This window comes from Gardnerella sp. DNF01159, assembly GCF_049244215.1.
GTDB classification, from domain to species: domain Bacteria; phylum Actinomycetota; class Actinomycetes; order Actinomycetales; family Bifidobacteriaceae; genus Bifidobacterium; species Bifidobacterium swidsinskii.
Map to the genome: position 1 here is coordinate 11739 of NZ_CP058387.1, position 17817 is coordinate 29555.

Sequence of the window (17817 nt, forward strand, 5' to 3'; positions counted from 1 at the left end):
AATATATTAGAAGAAAAGCGTGTGGTAGTTGAACACCGTACCCGGTGACGAGTACTATGATGAACAGATAGAAAGGGTTTACCATGAGCGTGTTTGACCGATTTGAGAAGAGCGTGGAAGGTGCAATGAACAGCGTCTTCGCAAAATTCGGCTCCAAAGATTTGCAGCCAGTCGATTTTTCGAGTGCTTTGGAACGTGAAATTGACGCTGAAGCCATGCCTATTGGCAGAGATCACACAGTTGCTCCAAATGAGTACCGTTTTAAGCTGAGTACGCCTGATTTTGATCATATTGAACAATGGGGTAGTGAAGCATTAGCTAATGAGCTTGCAGATAATCTTACTCAATATGCTAAGAGTCAGCATTATGCTTTCGTAGGACCTGTAGTTGTTATTTTTGAAGAGGATTTGGAATTAACTAAAGGTAATTTCCATTTGACATCTGAATCTGTTCAGGGTAATGCTGTTCCTGTTACTACTGAGGATCAATCGCAGAATCACCCGATGCTTGAAATTAATGGTAACCAGTACTTGCTTACAAAGGATCGTACTATTTTAGGACGTGGGTCTGGTTGCGATATTGTAATAGATGATCCAGGTATTTCTCGTCATCATCTTGGTATTGATATAACTCCTGACGGTGTTATTGCTCGTGATCTTGGATCTACGAATGGTACATATGTAGAAGGTCATCAGGTTCCTGCAGCAACATTGGTTGATGGCAACACTATTACTATTGGTCGTACGCGTATTCTTTATTGGGCATCGTCTCAAGACCAGGAGTAATAAGTATTTCCAAGCTAGGAGACGATAACGCGCATGATGTTTACTGAATTAACGTTTGCAATACTTAAGTATGGCTTTTTAGTCTTACTTTGGATTTTTGTATGGTGCGCTATCCGTTCGCTTCGCTGCGATATTGAAGTATTTAGTCCTAAAAAATCTCGTTTTTGGAAGAAAAGTTCTCGTCGTAATTCTCGTGAAGCAAAGTTTTCACAAGTTATGCAAGTGCGTGAGACGCCAGTATTTGCCAAAGCAGAAAATCAAGAAAATACATCCGGTTCTCCAACTTTGTTAGTTGTTATTGATGGACCTTTGGCAGGATCTTCATTCCCATTGAACGCTGCTGGTGTGACTCTTGGTCGTGCTGCTTCTAATACAGTCGTATTAAATGATGAATTTGTATCTTCACACCATGCTCGTGTTTATTTTAATCAATCAGTTAATTCTTGGGTTCTTGAAGATTTAGGTAGCACAAATGGAACCATGATTGGTCATAATCGTGTTACTGAGCCTGTTATATTAGCTCCGCGTACTTCTGTGCGAATCGGCGCAACAATGTTTGAATTGAGGTAACAAATGAAACAAATCAATTCAAATAACGAAGAAGAAATTCAGACCGCAGTTACTGGGCAAATAGAAAAAATATCATCTATAACAGATAAAAATGATATTAAAGAAAATCGCGCAAATTCTGTAGAAAAAATACTTTTTATGTATGCTACGGCTGTCAGTGATGTTGGAACTGTTCGTAGTAATAATCAAGATTCTGCATTTGCTGGTGAACATTTAGCTGCAATTTGCGACGGAATGGGTGGTCATGCTGGAGGAGATACAGCTTCTACTATAGCGATTCGTTCTCTTGCACATATTGAACAAGATTCAAGACCGCATGATGTTAAAACTGTTTCTTCAATGATGGAAACATCGATTATGGCTGCTCATGATGCGATTGTTGGTAAAGCTAAGCGTGAGCGCCGTCTTGCTGGAATGGGAACGACAGTTACTGCAGTAACTCTTGTAAGAGGATACTGGGTTCTGGCTCATTTAGGTGATTCTAGAGCGTATCTACTAAGAGATAATCATCTTATGCGCATGACTACTGATCATAGTTATGTTCAGCATTTGATTGATACAGGTCATATTACGCCTGAAGAAGCGCGAAATCATCCTCAACGAAATGTTGTTATGCGAGTACTAGGTGATTTTGATATAGATCCTCGTCCTGATATTGCTTTGCGTTCAGCTCATCCTTCTGATCGTTGGCTTCTTTGCTCTGATGGATTGTGTGGAGTTCTTGAAGATTCAACTATTCAAGATGTGATGAGTAGTATTTCTAATCAAGAAGAATGCGCTCAAAAATTAGTATCTATGGCACTTCGTGCTGGTAGTACAGATAATGTTACAGCCGTTATTGCAGATGCAACGCTTGCACTTGATGCTGATGCATTTGATCTTCCGCATCAAACTCCACTTATTGGAGGAGCTGCAAGTAAGGATCTCGAGTCAATTGCAGATATCGTAAATAAAGCAGTAGCTTCAGCACCGGCATTGCGCGAAGATAAGAATTCACCAGCTCAAAGAGCAGCTGCGCTAGCTCAAGATGATGATAATTCTAAAAATCCAGATGAAGGAACAATATCTATTACAAGAATTGTGCAACCTTCACACATTCGTGAAGAAGTTGGAGAATTACATACACCTGACACTAATGAGATCCCTATAGTCAAAAAAAAGAATGGTAAAGTTTCAACAGATCCTCATGATCCAGATGTTGCTCGTGCTGTTAAACATGAGCAGGATGAGGCACATCGTGCTCATTCATTGAGGCGTAGATGGACTCGCATAGGCATATCTTTGGGAATATTACTAGTATTATTTGTTATTTCTGGAGTAGGCTACGGAGTATATGCGTGGACTCAAACGCAATATTATATTGGAAAAGACAGTAACAAAGTTGTTATTTATCAAGGAGTGCCAACAAATATTTTTGGTATTGCATTATCTCACAAAGTGGAATCTACTGACATCCCTGTTAATAAACTAGATAAATCTTGGCAGGATCAATTAAAAGAAGGTATTAGTTTTGGCAGCTTAGTTGAGGCTCGTGGTCATGCTTCGTTAATTCGTCGAGAAATGCGTGCGCGAGAACAAGAAAAACTTAATGAACAGAATCAAAAGAAATTAGAAAATAAAATAAATAAAAATAAAGATAACGCGAAGCAAGGGGGTAAAACCTCATGAATATGATTGCTACGCGTATCAGACAGATAGCATTGTTGCTTTTTGCAACATTGCTTTCTGGCATGGCATTTTTACAGATGTTTTTCCGTATTGACGGTTATATTTCTGCTAATTATGCAGCAATGTTGATTCTCGTTATGGCACTGTTTTTCGTATTTTGGGGTGTTCTTCTTGTTAAACAGCCATATGCAAGTCAAGCTATTTTACCTTGTATTATGCTTTTAACTGCAATTGGAACAGTTCTTATAGCTAGAATCGATAGGCAAAATAATACAAATGTTGCAATAAAACAAATGGTGTGGATTTGTGCAGCATTAGTATTATCAATTATTTTCGTTATTTTTTTGAAAGATTATCGCATTTTAAGGCGTTTTTCTTATGTGAATATGGTTATAGGCTTGATTCTTTTGCTTTCACCTATGGTTCCTGGATTAGGTAAAGAAATTGGTGGAGCGAGAATTTGGATAGGTTTTGGAGATCACACAGTGCAACCAGGAGAGTTTGCTAAGCTTTTCCTGTCATTCTTCTTTGCTGCGTACCTGTTTAATCATCGTGATCGACTTGCTGTAGGTGGAAATAAGGTTTTGGGAGTTCACCTTCCTCGCTTACAAGACATGGGACCTATTGCTTTAGTATGGGCAGCATCAATGGGTGTGCTTGTTATCCAGCATGATCTTGGAACGTCATTGATGTTCTTCGCAATGTTTGTGTCAATGTTGTATGTGGCAACAGGTCGCAGAGGATGGATTGCTGTTGGGGGTATTGCTTTTGTAGCTGGATGCTTGATGGCAGTAAAGTTATTCGCACATGTGCAATATCGTGTGGATTCGTGGCTTCATCCATTTGATAATGCGGTTTATAATCGTTTTCCTGGTGGCTCAGCGCAAATTGTATCTGGATTGTTTGGTTTGGCTGCTGGAGGAACAACCGGAACAGGTTTAGGACAAGGTCATCCTTCTATAACACCGCTAGCTAATTCTGATTTTATTTATGCTTCTGTTGGTGAAGAGCTTGGTCTTACTGGGCTTCTAGCCGTATTGGTTTTGTATTTAATTATTATTGCATCCGGAATGATTACTGCAATGAAAATTAAAGATGGCTTTGGAAAATTATTAGCTTCAGGGCTTGTTTTTACTATGGCTTTCCAAGTGTTTACTGTTGTTGGTGGAATTACTTTGGTTATTCCATTAACCGGTTTAACTTTGCCGTATATGGCAGCTGGAGGTTCTTCTTTAGTAGCAAATTATTTGCTTGCATCTTTGCTTATTGTTATTTCTCACGCTGCAAATAAACCTGAACCTGCTCCTGTTTCCGATACTTTCCAATACGCTGCCTTAGCAGCGTTGCGCGAGCGTGAATTGCAAGAGCGAGCTAATACGAATACAAATAATAGTGAATATAACAATACAGATTATGAAAATAATATAGATGCTTCTGCTGTTATTTCCTCTTCAGAAAGAGGTGATAACAATGAATAAAAGTCTTAGAGAACTTTTTACTGCAGTATTGGTACTTTTTGTAATACTTGGTATTTCAAGTACAATTATTACTTCTATTAAAGCGAATGCTCTAAATTCTGATCCTCGAAATCGCAGAGCTTTATACCATGAGTTTGGCGCTCCACGTGGAGCAATACTTACATCAGATGGCACAGTTATAGTGAAATCTGAACCATCTAAAGATGCTTTTGTGTATCAACGTCAGTATTCTAACGGATTAGTATATGCTCCAGTTACTGGATATTTTTCTATTAGCCAGCGTGCAGATAGAGGAATTGAAGCTTCTCGTAATAGTTTATTAAGTGGAGAATCAGATGCTCTGTTCTGGCAAAGATTCCGTTCATTATTTACTGGAGCAACTAATCGCGGAGCTTCTATAGAAACATCAATTGATTCACGTTTGCAAAATCTTGCTTACAATCTTCTTAAAGGCAAAGACGCAGCTTTAGTTGCAATTGAGCCAAAAACCGGAAGAATTCGCGCCATGGTAAGCACTCCAAGTTATGATCCGAATGATCTTGCTCTTCACAATATTAATGAAGTAAATAAATCGTATGAGAGAATAACATCAGATGTGTCAAATCCTATGCTGAATCGTGCTGTTTCTGAGCTTTATGCTCCTGGCTCTACGTTCAAAACTGTTGTTGCAGCAGCAGCATTAGAATCTGGAAAATACAAGCCTGATACGAAAATACCTGCTGGTGCGAGCTATGTTTTGCCTGGAACCAAGACGTCTCTTACAAATGTCACTTACCAAGCGAATGGCGTTGATGGAAAAATATCTTTTGAGGATGCTTTAGCATATTCGTCTAATACTGCTTTTGCTCAATTGGGTAATTCTTTAGGATCTGACGTAATTGTAAAGCAGGCAAGAAAGTTTGGATTCTTCGATTCGCTGCCTATTGATGGTTCTGATTCTACTGGATTCCCAATACGATCCGTGAAATCTACTTTTTCTATTAAGCCAACTCCAGATAGACTAGCTCTGGAATCAATAGGTCAAGGTGATGCTAAGGTTACACCTTTGCAAAACGCTATGATTGCGGCAGCTATTGCAAATAATGGAACATTGATGAAGCCTACTCTTGTTGATTGTGTAAGATCTAGCGATTTGTCAGTATTGTCACAAACTAGACCAACCGTTATGAACCAAGTAATGAGTAGTGACAGTGCATCTAAATTAACTTCTATGATGCAGGCTGTTGTTACAAAAGAAAATCCTAATCTTGCTTTACCTAATATTCATGTTGCGGCTAAAACAGGTACTGCACAGATTGGAATGTATAATCAAGCTGCTAATGGTTGGGTTATTGGATTTGCTCCTGCTGAAAATCCTAGAATAGCTATAGCGGTTATAGTACATAACACAAGTACATTTGGTAGTTACGCGGCAGGACCTATTATGCGACAAGTGATGGAGGAGGCGCTTAAACAATGAAACTCGTTGAAGGACAGTTAGTTCATCATCGTTATAGACTTGATCGCCGCCTTGCTCAAGGCGGTATGGGAGAAGTTTGGAAAGGCTTTGATATTCAACTTGGGCGAATTGTTGCCATTAAGGCGTTACGTACAGATACCGTAAACGTTGAAGCAAAATTACGTCGTCTTCGTGCTGAAGCGCATAATTCAGCAAATTTAGCGCATCCTAATATTGCAGCATTATTTGACTATTATGAGCACGATGGTATTGGATTCCTAATTATGGAATATGTGCCAAGTAAATCATTGGCAGATTTGTATCATAAAGAAAAAATAATTGATCCTACCAAGTTACTTCCTATTCTTATTCAAACAGCTCGAGGACTTTTTGTAGCTCATTCTCATGGCGTAATTCATCGCGATGTAAAACCTGCAAATATTATGGTTTCTGATACTGGCAATGTGAAAATCACAGATTTTGGTGTGTCATATTCCAGTGACCAAGAACAGATCACTCAAGATGGCATGGTAGTTGGAACAGCTCAATATATTTCTCCAGAACAAGCACAAGGTGAACAAGCTACTGCACAATCTGATATTTATTCGTTAGGTGTTGTGGCATATGAAGGTTTGTGCGGACATCGTCCGTTTACTGGAGCAACGCCGGTAGATATTGCTGCTGCACATGTTAATGATCCTGTACCACCTTTGCCAGAAAATGTTGATTTGCAATTACAACAGTTTATTATGTCTATGCTTGCAAAGAATCCAAAAGATCGTCCAAAAGATGCATTAGTTGTGTCGAAAGTATTATCTCGTATTGAGCGCAGACTGCTAGATCAAGAAACAGCCTTCAACAATACAACAGGAGTACTTTCTACAAATTTGCGACAACGAAGATGTATTAAAAGTATGCCGCAAAACCAAGTAAATATTATTAATATTTTTAATACCAATGATCGCAAGGAGCAGCAATGAATACCACAATGCCCACCTCATTAGCGAATGGTCGATACGAATTAGGGGAGCTTATTGGCCGCGGCGGCATGGCGGAAGTGCGTGTTGCTGTTGATAAGCGCTTAGGTCGTACAGTTGCTGTGAAAATCATGCGTTCCGATTTAGCGAACGATGAGATTTTCCTTTCGCGATTCCGCAGGGAAGCGCATGCCATTGCGCAGATGAACAATCCTAATATTGTGAATATTTATGATTCTGGAGAAGAATCTGTTATAGCAGAAAATGGCTTAGAAGAGCGTTTACCGTATCTTGTAATGGAATACATTAAAGGTAAAACATTACGCGATATTCTAAAAATGAATGGAGCTTTAAGTCAGAGAGACGCTGAACAAGTTATGCTTGGCGTGCTCAATGCTTTAGAGTACTCACACAGAATGGGTATTATTCACCGCGATATTAAGCCTGGAAATATTATGATTTCCGAGCAGGGCATGGTGAAGGTAATGGACTTCGGCATTGCTCGTGCTCTTGATGATTCTGCAACAACTATGACACAGTCTCAAGGTGTTGTTGGAACAGCACAATATTTGTCTCCAGAGCAGGCTCGTGGTGAACAAGTAGATATGCGCTCTGATTTGTATTCTGCAGGATGTGTGCTGTATGAAATGCTAACTGGACGTCCTCCTTTTATTGGAGATTCAGCTGTTGCCATCGCATATCAGCATGTTTCAGAAGTGGCGACACCTCTTAGCACACTTGTTCCAGGCATGCCTGCTATGTGGGACAAGATTTGTGCTAAAGCAATGGCAAAAGATAGACAAAATAGATATGCCACAGCATCAGAGTTTAAGAATGACATTCTAGCGTTTATGAACGGTGGAGTGCCTGTTGCAGCAGCGTTTAACCCATTGACTGATTTAGCTAATATGAAGGCGCGTAAACAGGCTGAACAGGATGCTGCAACTATGGCTATGGGCATGACAGATGGTGCTGCAACTCAATCGTTCAATCCTATTACTGGTCAAGTTGAATCTGCAAATATTGCATTTTCTCCTAGCACGCGCGCGTCACAAAGAGCAACAATGCAAGCGCAACGTCGTAAACGAGTAGTAATCGGATCTATAGTTGGAGTATTAGTAACAGTATTAGTTCTTCTGGGTGTGCTGTTTATGCTCAATCGAAGTCGTGCTACTGGAGATGTTGTAGTTCCAACATTTATGGAGACAACAACGCAGGATGCTGCTCGTGAAAAGTTGCGTGCACTTGGTTTGGTTCCAGATATTCGTGAAGATGATCATTCTTCTCAACCTGAGGGAACTTTTACTAAGCAATCACCGCGTGGAGGTGAGCATGTTGCTTCTGGATCCAAGGTGACTGTATGGTTCTCGGTTGGACCACAATCAACTCGCGTGCCAGATGTAAGTGGTAAAACGCAAGAAGCTGCTCGTAAAATGCTTGAGCGTGCTGGGTTTAAGATTGCTAATGTTCGAGTAGAAGATAGTGCAGATATTAAGAAAGATCATGTAACTCGCACAGATCCTGACGCAGATTCGTTTGCTGATAAGGGTACGTTAATTACTTTATATATTGCATCCGGTTTAACTAAAATTCCTGACGGTCTTGTTGGTCAAAGCAAAGACATTGTGGTTAGCCAATTAGAGAATTTTGGTTTTACTACGGATGTAGTTAAGGAAGATTCAGATAATGTGCCTGAAGGTTCTGTAACTCGACTAAATCCGTCGTCTGGTTCCTCTGTTAAACCACACAGCTCTATTACTGTGTATGTTTCTCAAGGTGCTTCGAAAGTTGAAGTTCCTAGTATAGATCTTGGTACTGTTACCTTCAAACAGGCGAAGAAAATACTTGAAGCAAAAGGTTTGAGAGTAGTATCTGATTCAATGGCAAAAGATGACGATATAGTCATGAGCATGTCTGAGGAAGCAGGAAGCAAGGTTGAGAAGGGCAAAGCGATTACATTAGTTACACGTCCAAGCCTTGGTTCTTCATCTGATTCAGACTGATTTAGATTTGTATTAGATTAAGTCTGTAAAAAATAATGTATATGCTGCTTGTTCTACAAGAAAAGTAGAACAAGCAGCATTTTTGTATCTCTAATGTTTGTATCTCTAATAAAATTCGTATATTACTTATAAAAATTGATGCGTGAAAATAGATCTGCATAAATAGACTTATATTAGGTTGCAAAGTATGTGATAAAACGAAAAAATAGCTGTTTAAGATATGTTTGTTTATTTAGACATAGTTTTACAGCAATGCGTTATTTTATGTGTTTCTATAGGCTTTTATTTTATTAATATAAACAAAAGGCGACTGCGCTTCATACGCAATCGCCTTAAATGTTTTTATTTTGTAAGTTTTAAAGCAATCGTAAGAATATTTAAAACTTACTACTTAACCCGTTATCATACAGTTGTTGAGTAATTAGACATCTGCTGAAGGAATGGAATTGTAGATGCGCCCCAAGGGAAAATCCACTGGAATAATGCTAATACAATGAAGAAATAAATCAGAATCGAAAGAATCCAACGAATCGCTGTAATACCTGGTTGTATGCGCAAAAGACCGCCAAAAATGCTTGCATCAGGCTTTTTCTTTAATCCAGAATGAATAGCGCGAAGTTCTGGCCATTGCCAAGCAATTGCTCCTGCTACGAAAATCATCATATACACTAATAAAACAACCACCATAACTGGCACTAGTGAAGAAAGACGAGAAACTAGAGATTGTTGCTCATTGTTAATAAACTTCACTTTTCCTTGCTCATCAATAGTAGAAAGTTCTTTTGGAATGCCATCGCTAATCTTTGCCCAATAAGCGAATTTTGCGTAGCTAATCCAGCGATGAGTTGCAGCAGTATACTTAGGTTCGCACGTTGTAAGAGTAAGCATACGTTTTGTTGGTTTCTCACCAGGATGATCAGGATTTGCATCAATAACTTCACCGTGATCTGGTGTAACAATCTTGTAAGAAGTGTACTTATAGACGAACCAATAATCCTTTGTACGAACTACTATTGCGTCGCCAGGCTTCAGTAAGTCTACATCTCCCAATGGCTGACCATAACCATTTCGGTGACCTGCTACTGCAAAATTACCTATTGCACCAGGCATTTGTGTGGTTGGATAATGACCTAAACCACGCTTGCTTAAGATGTCTGGCGTAATGCCTTCTACAACATTTCGTTCCCACTGATTTCCAAAACGTGGTATGTATAAACGAGCTACAAGGTCTTCAGACTTTGGTTTGCTTAAAGCAGGTGGGTCAGTATTCTGTGGTAAAGCAATCTTCGTTTTATCACCAGTTTTTGGGTTTTGCCAAGATATTGCTTGACGTGCCTCTACTTGAGTGTGCTCAGCCTGCTCTCCAGTCCACCACATTTGCCATGCAATGTACAATGCGCAAATAACTGCAAAAGCTATCAACAGTTCGCCAATAATTCCAGCGGCTTGCCACCAGAAATTCGAGCTGCTACGCTTCGTTTTTCCTTCCTGCATATTAGCAGATTGCATAGTGTGCTACTCCTTTATTGATGTATGAAGACTTTGCAACATATTTTATTTGTTTAGCACTTTAGGAACTGTTGCGTACCTTAATGGTTGCAACAAAGCCGATGCTTCAGGGAATCGCAGATTATTCTTTTTCTCCACTTTCCATCCTAATCCAAACGAACTTACATACTCCTTGTAGGTGTGTATGGCTGGTGAATTGTTTAGAGCATCAACCATGCTATCCATTGGACCAATAGCAGATATTTTATACGGTGGCGAGTACTGATGACCTTGCAACATAAGAACGTTACCAATACAAACAACTGCGGAGTTAAATAATACTCGCTGATCCTGAATAGTTATTGCTTCTGCTCCGCCGCGCCACAAAGCATTTACTACAGCTTCAATATCTTGCTGGTGGATTACGTAATCATTAATGGTTCCGGATGTTCCGGAACCATTAACTGCGCCTTTCCATAGAGGAGAGTCGTTGAGAGTTACAACAATTCCAGGTCCTTCAAGTTTTGGAAGTACGGTACTACTTCCAGTATCAGAAGATTCTTTTCCTTCATTAGTGCTGCTACCAAGCGTTTTATTAAGTAAATTAATTTTAGAATCTAAAGATTTTATATCTTCTCGTAAATTTTTTGTGCGCTGTGAATTTCTTTCAACCATTTGACTCGTATTAGAAGTCACAAAAGCAGAGCGGTTTACGCGCAAGTTAAGAACGAATAAATAGCCGGTAAGAAATACTGCAACGGCAACAGCAAAACTGCTTAACAGCGAGTGTTGAGCACGATGTTTCCCAGTTCTCTTAGCCATATTTTATCTTCATCCTTCACGCGTTCGAGTGTAACCACTATTATAGCGTGTAGCCGATTGATTGGAGAGTTACAGTTATGGCTGATGAAGAATTGCACACGACTGCAGCTGACGACGCTGCAAAGAAGAGCGATACGTCAAATGAGAATACTTATGGCGTTCCTATGGACGAAGTTGAAGCAGTGTTGAATGCTACTGCGGATAAAGCAGCGCTTTCTCCACAGATTCAGCAAATGATGCAGAGACAAGCTGAAAATAGGCGACGTGTCGAAGAAAGCATTAAAGGCACAAAAGCTAATGCTGCATGGTTTGTGCCGCTGTTCTGCACATTAATGGTCGTTGGATTAATTTGGGCTGTTGTTTATTATTTGAACCCTGTGCTTCCAATTCCTGGAATTGGTGCATGGAATTTAGTTATTGCATTAGTAATAGTAATGACTGGATTCATTATGACAATGTGGTGGCGTTAGTCTGTAAAACAAACTGCTTAATATGTTTTAAAAGTAGCTATGCAAATGTTGCGTAGCTACTTTTTATTTTGGTGCTGCTACTGCTCGAATAAGTATATGGTTTTTATTGCTATCAGTTGTTGCAATAATTCTTGTATTTCCGCCATCTTGTAGGTTTAATTTTTTGCGTAATGCTTCTACAGGTATTGGAAAGTTACGAGTAACAATATTTGCATGAGTGATATCATCAAAAGTTTGTTTTATTTCGCGTTTATTCATGCTGCATATATTTTCAATTTTCCATATTTTTCCTGGAAATTCTGAGTAGTATTCTTCCGATACGTAAACATGACTATTCGCACTGATTTGTTGTATATTGTATTGAGTTTCTAACAATGAAAAACAGCCAGCTTTCATGATTGCTGCATTTGGCTCATAAACGTATTGCGACCATTCTTGCCAGTTATTTATATCTAAATTTTCATATTTTTTATTATTTTCTTCTTTATTATTTAAAACATTTGATTCAGGCTGTATTGATACCTGATTTGTTGAAGTATTGTAAGTTGCTTGTACAACAGTTATCTGATCATCGTTTGCGCAATATACTGGTACTTTTGTGTGCTGAGAGTTGCTGAGTATTATCAATAGTTCCTTGCACTCGTTACTATGTGCGACTATATGTACGGCTTCTACATTGCCACTAAAATCGCTAACTGTTTTGTGCCAATCAAGCATTGGAGAAAGTTTAATAATCACTATTTCTGCTTTAGTGAGCAATTGATTTTTAAGATCTAATACGTTTGGAGTGCAATCTTCAATAGCGTATGTGCGAGATCCTTGTTTGTTACGACGAGCTGGATCGACGTATATTATCGTTGACTTAGGAATATTTTTGAGTGCATCAAGGCTATTGTTGTTGTAGCACTTTACGTTTGTAATACCAAGTGCATTCATATTGTGATGTGCAATGCTAGAAAGTTCGTTTTGCTGTTCAATGCAAATAGCAGAATCGAAAACTTCAGACATTATTGTGCAATCAACGCCAAAGCCGCCAGTAAGATCCACAAGTGTGCTACTAAAATTTTCTGAATTTAATTTGCTGAGTAATTCTTTTGCAACATTTGCTTTGTATTGTGCTGTTGATTGAGAAGAACACTGTTCCATAGAAATATGCGCAGGGTATATAACTTCGTTGCAGGAAGCCCATTTCGGTAGTTTTTGTTGCGCAATCTGTCTACCTGCTATTTGGTTAATTGCAAAAGGTATGTCGATATTTGCGTTGCGTGGTGCTTTAAGAGCAGCTTTGCTTGGTGACAATTGTGCGTTTTCTTTAATAAAAGTGAGTGTAGAAGCGTTTGCTGGTTCGATTGTTTTTGGAACTTGAAGTGTAGGCATGAATCTCATTCCTTGTTGAGGTGTAGAAAATTTTAGAGCAAGTAAAAGTTAAAATTATGTAGTCGATAGTTTAGTCCACAAAAAACTTAAATTGTGGATAACTCTTATACACTTGTGCACAGGTTCAAAAAAGGCAAGTTATCAACGTTTGTGATTAACTATGTGGATAACTTATATAGTTGTCACCAATTTAGGCACAACTTATACACAATCCTGTGCACATTGGTGGAAAACTACACACGTGTAATTTAACAAATTATGCCTTCAAACAAAACATTGCACAAGCAGTGAGAATAGCAAATAGTGATACAAAATATACTAAGAAACGCGTATTAAACGAAGCTTTTTTAAGTAGCGGATTTTGTACGCCGAGCAATGCTGCAATTGCGGTACCAGAAACTAAGCCTCCAACGTGTGCTTGCCAAGCGATATTAGGCACAATAACTGGCATAGCGAGAGTAATAGCAATCCAAATAATTGTTCCTCGCATGTTTTCTCCTAGTCGCCATTGCGCTACGAGAAGTGCGCCTATAAGCCCCATAATAGCTCCCGAAGCACCGTATGAAGCGACGAACCAATTATTAGTGAGTTTGCACCATACAATATCAGCTACGCTTCCGCCAAAGCCGGATATTAAATATAATCCAAAAAACTTCCATTTACCGAAGAATCGTTCTAATTCAACTCCGAGCGACCAAAGACATAGCATATTGAAGAAAATATGGGTTAAATTTGGTGCGTGAACAAACATTGATGTGAACCAAGTCCAAGGTGTCTGTAACGCAGTGATTGGAAGAAACGCAGTATAGCTTATTAGAGTCGAATAATAATTTGGATAGGCAAAGTTCAGTATCATTTCCAATATCCAAATAAAAATGCATGAATATACTAAAATGGCTGTGGTTGTGTTAAAACGAAATCTTATATTATTTAAAATATTTTTAATATCAAAGTTGTGCATATGCTTATGATATCGGTTTTACTTCACAAATTTAATCAATAACATTATTTAAAAAAGATGCAACTCTGAAGAAAAGCAACTATGATAGTTATTACGCGACAAAAAGCGGTATAGATTGTTGACTTGGACGAGCAGGTCAGCTTAACCGGAAAGGAGCCATCATGGAGAACAGATCCTCTGGCGGTTGGAAGTTCTTTGCACTGCTCTTCGGAGCACTGCTCGCAGGTATTGCTGCGTTGTATGTGTACAAGCAGCATAATCCTGATTATGACCCTTGGGAGGAACCATGGGAGAACAGTTCTTCGCCAATTGACCTAGGGTTAGAAAAAGAAGAGAAAGAAGCTAACGATACTCCTGCCGCCGAGGCATAAGTGACATTTGCTTTATACAGTCCAAAATGAAGGCGATTGCGTATATTCGTAGTCGCCTTCATTTGTAATTACTAAAGAATTGTTGTAAACAAAAGCGTTTGTCTTACATGCAATTTAACTAAAATTTACACAAATAAAAGGCGGAAACTGATTAACAGTCTCCGCCTTTTATTTTCTATGTATTGCTATTGGAGAATACTCAATTACTCAGCAACAGGTGTTGGAAGAGCACCAGTGTGCCAAATGCGATCGAGGTAATCTTCGATAGAGCGGTCAGAAGAGAAGTAACCAGAGTTGGCTACGTTCAAGACTGCCATGCGAGCCCACTTCATTGGATCGCGGTAAGTTTCCTCAATCTGAGCCTGAATATCCATGTAAGAGCTGAAGTCAGCCATTGCCATGAAGTAATCATGGGTGAGCCAATCGTTAACGAGTGGCTCGTACACGCTCTTGTCGCCATTGGAGAAGGTGCCGTCAGCAACCATGTCAACAGCGGTCTTCAAGCGAGGATCAGACTCGTAGTACTTACGGGAGCCGCCGTGATCGTATCCTTCAGCGTAGAGCTTATCAACTTCGTCAACGGTCATGCCGAAGAGGAAGAAGTTCTCTGCGCCAACGCGCTCGCGAATCTCAACGTTTGCACCATCGAGAGTACCAACAGTCAAAGCACCGTTCAAAGCAAACTTCATGTTACCGGTACCAGAAGCTTCCTTACCAGCCTGAGAAATCTGCTCATCCAAATCGGTGGCAGGAATCAAGTTCATAGCCAACTCGATGTTGTAGTTTGGTGGGAAGAACACTGCAAGCTTGCCCTTGCATGCTGGGTCGTTATTCACCACGCGAGCAACATTGTTAATGAGCTGAATGGTGAGCTTTGCCATAGCATAGCCTGGAGCAGACTTAGCGCCGAAGAACACGGTGCGTGGAAGCATCTTGTCTACGTCGATTGTGCCATTCTTGATTCCAGCGTATGTGGAGATAACCTGGAGGATCTTCATGGACTGGCGCTTGTACTCGTGCAAACGCTTAACAATGGTGTTGAACATTGTGTCTGGGTTGATCTCAAAGCCATACTTCTGCTTTGCAAAATCAACGAAGGCAAGCTTGTTCTGCTTCTTAACTTCAGCAAACTTCTTAACGAACGCCTTGTCGTCAGCCAATGGCTTCAAGCCTTCAAGAAGCTCCAAATTACCCTGCCATGCGTCTGTGCCCAAGCCCTCAGTAATAAGAGCAGACATGCGTGGGTTGCTCAAGCGCACGAAACGACGAGGAGTTACGCCGTTAGTAACGTTCTTGAACTTATCTGGGTAAACGCTGGAGAAGTCCTTCAAAGTGACATCCTTCAACAACTCAGAGTGAAGTTCAGCAACACCGTTAACGTAAGAACCGCCGTAGGTAGCCAAGTAAGCCATGCGAACTACAGCACCTTCGCCATTTTCGTCAGCGTCGGTAGCGATGCGCATGCGCTCAACCTGATCCTCAGCAACGCCCTTACCGCGAAGCTCGTTGCGGAACTGCTCGCTAATGCCCTGAATGATTTCAAGGTGGCGTGGCAACAGTTCGCCAATAAGCTTGGCTGGCCAAACTTCCAAAGCTTCTGGAAGCAAGGTGTGGCAAGTGTAGTTGAAGGTCTTGGTGGTGATACCCCAAGCGGTGTTCCAATCGTAGTCGTACTCGTCCATAAGAACGCGCATAAGCTCTGGAATGCCGATAACTGGGTGAGTGTCGTTCAACTGGAAGTTAATCTTGCTTGGGAAGGTAGTGAGATCCGGCTTATCCTGACCTGGGTAGAATACGCGGATTGCATCATGGATAGAAGCAGCTACGAAGAAGTACTGCTGCTCAAGACGCAAAGCCTTACCTTCTGGAGTGGAATCTTCTGGGTAAAGAATCTTAGAAATGTTTTCTGCTGCAACCTGTGGCTTTACAGCATCCAAGTACTCGGACTTGTTGAAGGTGAGCAAATCAAACTCATCGTAAGACTTAGCGGTCCACAAACGAAGAGTATTTACGCGACCAGAATTATAACCTGGAACCATGTAGTCAACTGGTACTGCGCGAACAGACCAAGCTGGCTTCCAAACGCGCTTGCCGTTTTCCTCTACAACTTCACCACCGAAGTTGACGCGCTGGTCACGACCATAATCAATGTGACCCCATGGCTCTTCGTTGCTAAGCCAGTAATCAGGGGTTTCAACCTGCTTACCTTCTTCATCAAAGCGCTGCTTGAAGATGCCGTAACGATACTGGATGCCGTAGCCAAATGCTGGAACGCCAATAGAGGCGAGTGAATCGATGAAGCAGGCTGCGAGACGACCCAAACCGCCATTACCTAAACCTGGCTCATACTCAGCATTGATAACTGCCTTTGGATCGAAGCCAAGCTTAGTAACAGCCTTATTGAATTGGTCAGTAAGACCAGCGTTCAACAAAGCGTTCTCAAGCTGCTTACCCATCAAGAACTCTGCGCTCAAATAGCCCACAGCCTTGGTGTTGCCATTAACCATGTCATGCTGAGTCTGCATCCAAGAGTCCATCAAGTGACGACGAACTGCGGTAGCAGCGGCAACATACACATCTGCCGTAGTGGCCTGCTCTGGCGTTACACCCTGGGTGTACTTGAGGTGCTCTTGAAGTTCTTTGGCAAATGCCGTCGCAGTAGTTTTGGCTTTCGGCGCGACGTGTTTAGTCATATTTGACTCCTTGTGCCGTTTGATATATTTCCTAAAAGTGTGCAGCCTAAAACTTTGTGTTTAGACAATTAAACCATCACCATTTTGCAGATAACCTTTGCAGATAACTACAAGAGGCATGTGAATGCACACAATAACCCCAAGAGTACCACAACCTAATCCCTTTAAATATTTGTATATAACGTCTTAATACAAATATATTGCTGAAAGTAGGTTGTTTAGAAGATAATAAAAATATGTCAGTAATACTTGAACGAGATATAAAACAAGGACAATGTGCTTGGCAATTCTGGCGTGAATCTGCTATTAAAGCACTTGGCAATGGCATAGAAGCCATGCAAATAAATAGTAATATTTTAAATATCTCTTTAAACGACGAAGCTTTAGCGGTTAGATATTCGCTATATCTTCTTGAGGATAAAGTGCCTGGGTGCGCAGTAGAAGTAAGAGTTGCGCCTTTTGGTGCAGTAAAAATTTTGGAAGGACCAGCTTCGGATCCGCATAATCTCACACCGCCAGATGTTATTGAACTTGAGCCTAAAGTATGGCTTAGATTAGCGAGTGGTGTTACTAAATGGCATCAGGAACAGGACTTTGGCAACATAAGTGCAATTGGCGAGCGTGATGATTTAAGCGATATTTTGCCGCTGTAAGTTGGCTTTATTGTAGCTTAATTGCGTATTTACAGCGTGTATTTACAAATATCCTGGGCAAAC

General features: G+C 40.4%; 15 protein-coding genes. 10 read left to right on the forward strand and 5 right to left on the reverse strand.

The features are described 5' to 3' along the window. The first annotated feature begins 83 nt into the window (after positions 1-83). The 7 genes from HXT39_RS00050 to pknB are packed head-to-tail and all read left to right on the forward strand — an operon-like array spanning position 84 to position 8919. On the forward strand, positions 84-785 hold the full coding sequence (locus HXT39_RS00050; protein ID WP_012913694.1) for an FhaA domain-containing protein: 702 nt from the start codon (positions 84-86) through the stop codon (positions 783-785). Between the two features lie 33 nt (positions 786-818). Next, the gene (locus tag HXT39_RS00055) at positions 819-1355 is read left to right on the forward strand and encodes an FHA domain-containing protein FhaB/FipA (RefSeq protein WP_004109549.1); all 537 of its coding nucleotides are present in this window, start codon (positions 819-821) and stop codon (positions 1353-1355) included. A gap of 3 nt (positions 1356-1358) precedes the next feature. Further along, on the forward strand, positions 1359-3023 hold the full coding sequence (locus HXT39_RS00060; RefSeq protein WP_004109546.1) for a protein phosphatase 2C domain-containing protein: 1665 nt from the start codon (positions 1359-1361) through the stop codon (positions 3021-3023). After that, positions 3020-4501 (forward strand): FtsW/RodA/SpoVE family cell cycle protein, encoded by a 1482-nt coding sequence (locus HXT39_RS00065; protein ID WP_076002515.1) that lies wholly within the window; start codon positions 3020-3022, stop codon positions 4499-4501. Before HXT39_RS00060 ends, HXT39_RS00065 begins: the two co-directional genes overlap by 4 nt. Beyond that, on the forward strand, positions 4494-5960 hold the full coding sequence (locus tag HXT39_RS00070; protein WP_004109541.1) for a peptidoglycan D,D-transpeptidase FtsI family protein: 1467 nt from the start codon (positions 4494-4496) through the stop codon (positions 5958-5960). Before HXT39_RS00065 ends, HXT39_RS00070 begins: the two co-directional genes overlap by 8 nt. Further along, entirely contained in the window at positions 5957-6919 is a 963-nt protein-coding gene (locus tag HXT39_RS00075; RefSeq protein WP_004109538.1) for a serine/threonine-protein kinase, read from the forward strand. Before HXT39_RS00070 ends, HXT39_RS00075 begins: the two co-directional genes overlap by 4 nt. Beyond that, on the forward strand, positions 6916-8919 hold the full coding sequence (gene pknB / locus HXT39_RS00080; protein WP_076002513.1) for a Stk1 family PASTA domain-containing Ser/Thr kinase: 2004 nt from the start codon (positions 6916-6918) through the stop codon (positions 8917-8919). Before HXT39_RS00075 ends, pknB begins: the two co-directional genes overlap by 4 nt. Before the next feature lie 402 nt (positions 8920-9321). Here pknB and HXT39_RS00085 read toward each other — a convergent pair whose 3' ends face one another. Next, a complete protein-coding gene (locus HXT39_RS00085) occupies positions 9322-10428 on the reverse strand; it encodes a class E sortase (protein ID WP_004109532.1) in 1107 nt (368 codons plus the stop codon). A 45-nt stretch (positions 10429-10473) separates the two neighbouring features. Then, entirely contained in the window at positions 10474-11229 is a 756-nt protein-coding gene (locus tag HXT39_RS00090; protein WP_076002512.1) for a DUF881 domain-containing protein, read from the reverse strand. A gap of 77 nt (positions 11230-11306) precedes the next feature. Here HXT39_RS00090 and crgA point away from each other — a divergent pair, with 77 nt between their 5' ends. Then, on the forward strand, positions 11307-11699 hold the full coding sequence (crgA, locus tag HXT39_RS00095; protein ID WP_004109527.1) for a cell division protein CrgA: 393 nt from the start codon (positions 11307-11309) through the stop codon (positions 11697-11699). A 63-nt stretch (positions 11700-11762) separates the two neighbouring features. Here the strand turns inward: crgA and HXT39_RS00100 are convergent, their stop codons facing one another. Then, entirely contained in the window at positions 11763-13076 is a 1314-nt protein-coding gene (locus HXT39_RS00100) for a THUMP-like domain-containing protein (protein WP_103013747.1), read from the reverse strand. A 256-nt stretch (positions 13077-13332) separates the two neighbouring features. Beyond that, complete coding sequence (locus HXT39_RS00105; protein WP_004109516.1) at positions 13333-14037, reverse strand: rhomboid family intramembrane serine protease; 705 nt, start codon at positions 14035-14037, stop codon at positions 13333-13335. A gap of 161 nt (positions 14038-14198) precedes the next feature. Here HXT39_RS00105 and HXT39_RS00110 point away from each other — a divergent pair, with 161 nt between their 5' ends. Then, entirely contained in the window at positions 14199-14408 is a 210-nt protein-coding gene (locus HXT39_RS00110) for a hypothetical protein (protein WP_004106126.1), read from the forward strand. A 203-nt stretch (positions 14409-14611) separates the two neighbouring features. Here HXT39_RS00110 and HXT39_RS00115 read toward each other — a convergent pair whose 3' ends face one another. Further along, positions 14612-17101: a glycogen/starch/alpha-glucan phosphorylase gene (locus HXT39_RS00115; protein ID WP_103013746.1), complete on the reverse strand. Its 2490-nt coding sequence runs from the start codon at positions 17099-17101 to the stop codon at positions 14612-14614. Between the two features lie 236 nt (positions 17102-17337). Here HXT39_RS00115 and HXT39_RS00120 point away from each other — a divergent pair, with 236 nt between their 5' ends. Continuing rightward, on the forward strand, positions 17338-17754 hold the full coding sequence (locus HXT39_RS00120) for a sterol carrier family protein (protein WP_103013745.1): 417 nt from the start codon (positions 17338-17340) through the stop codon (positions 17752-17754). Positions 17755-17817: the final 63 nt, after the last annotated feature.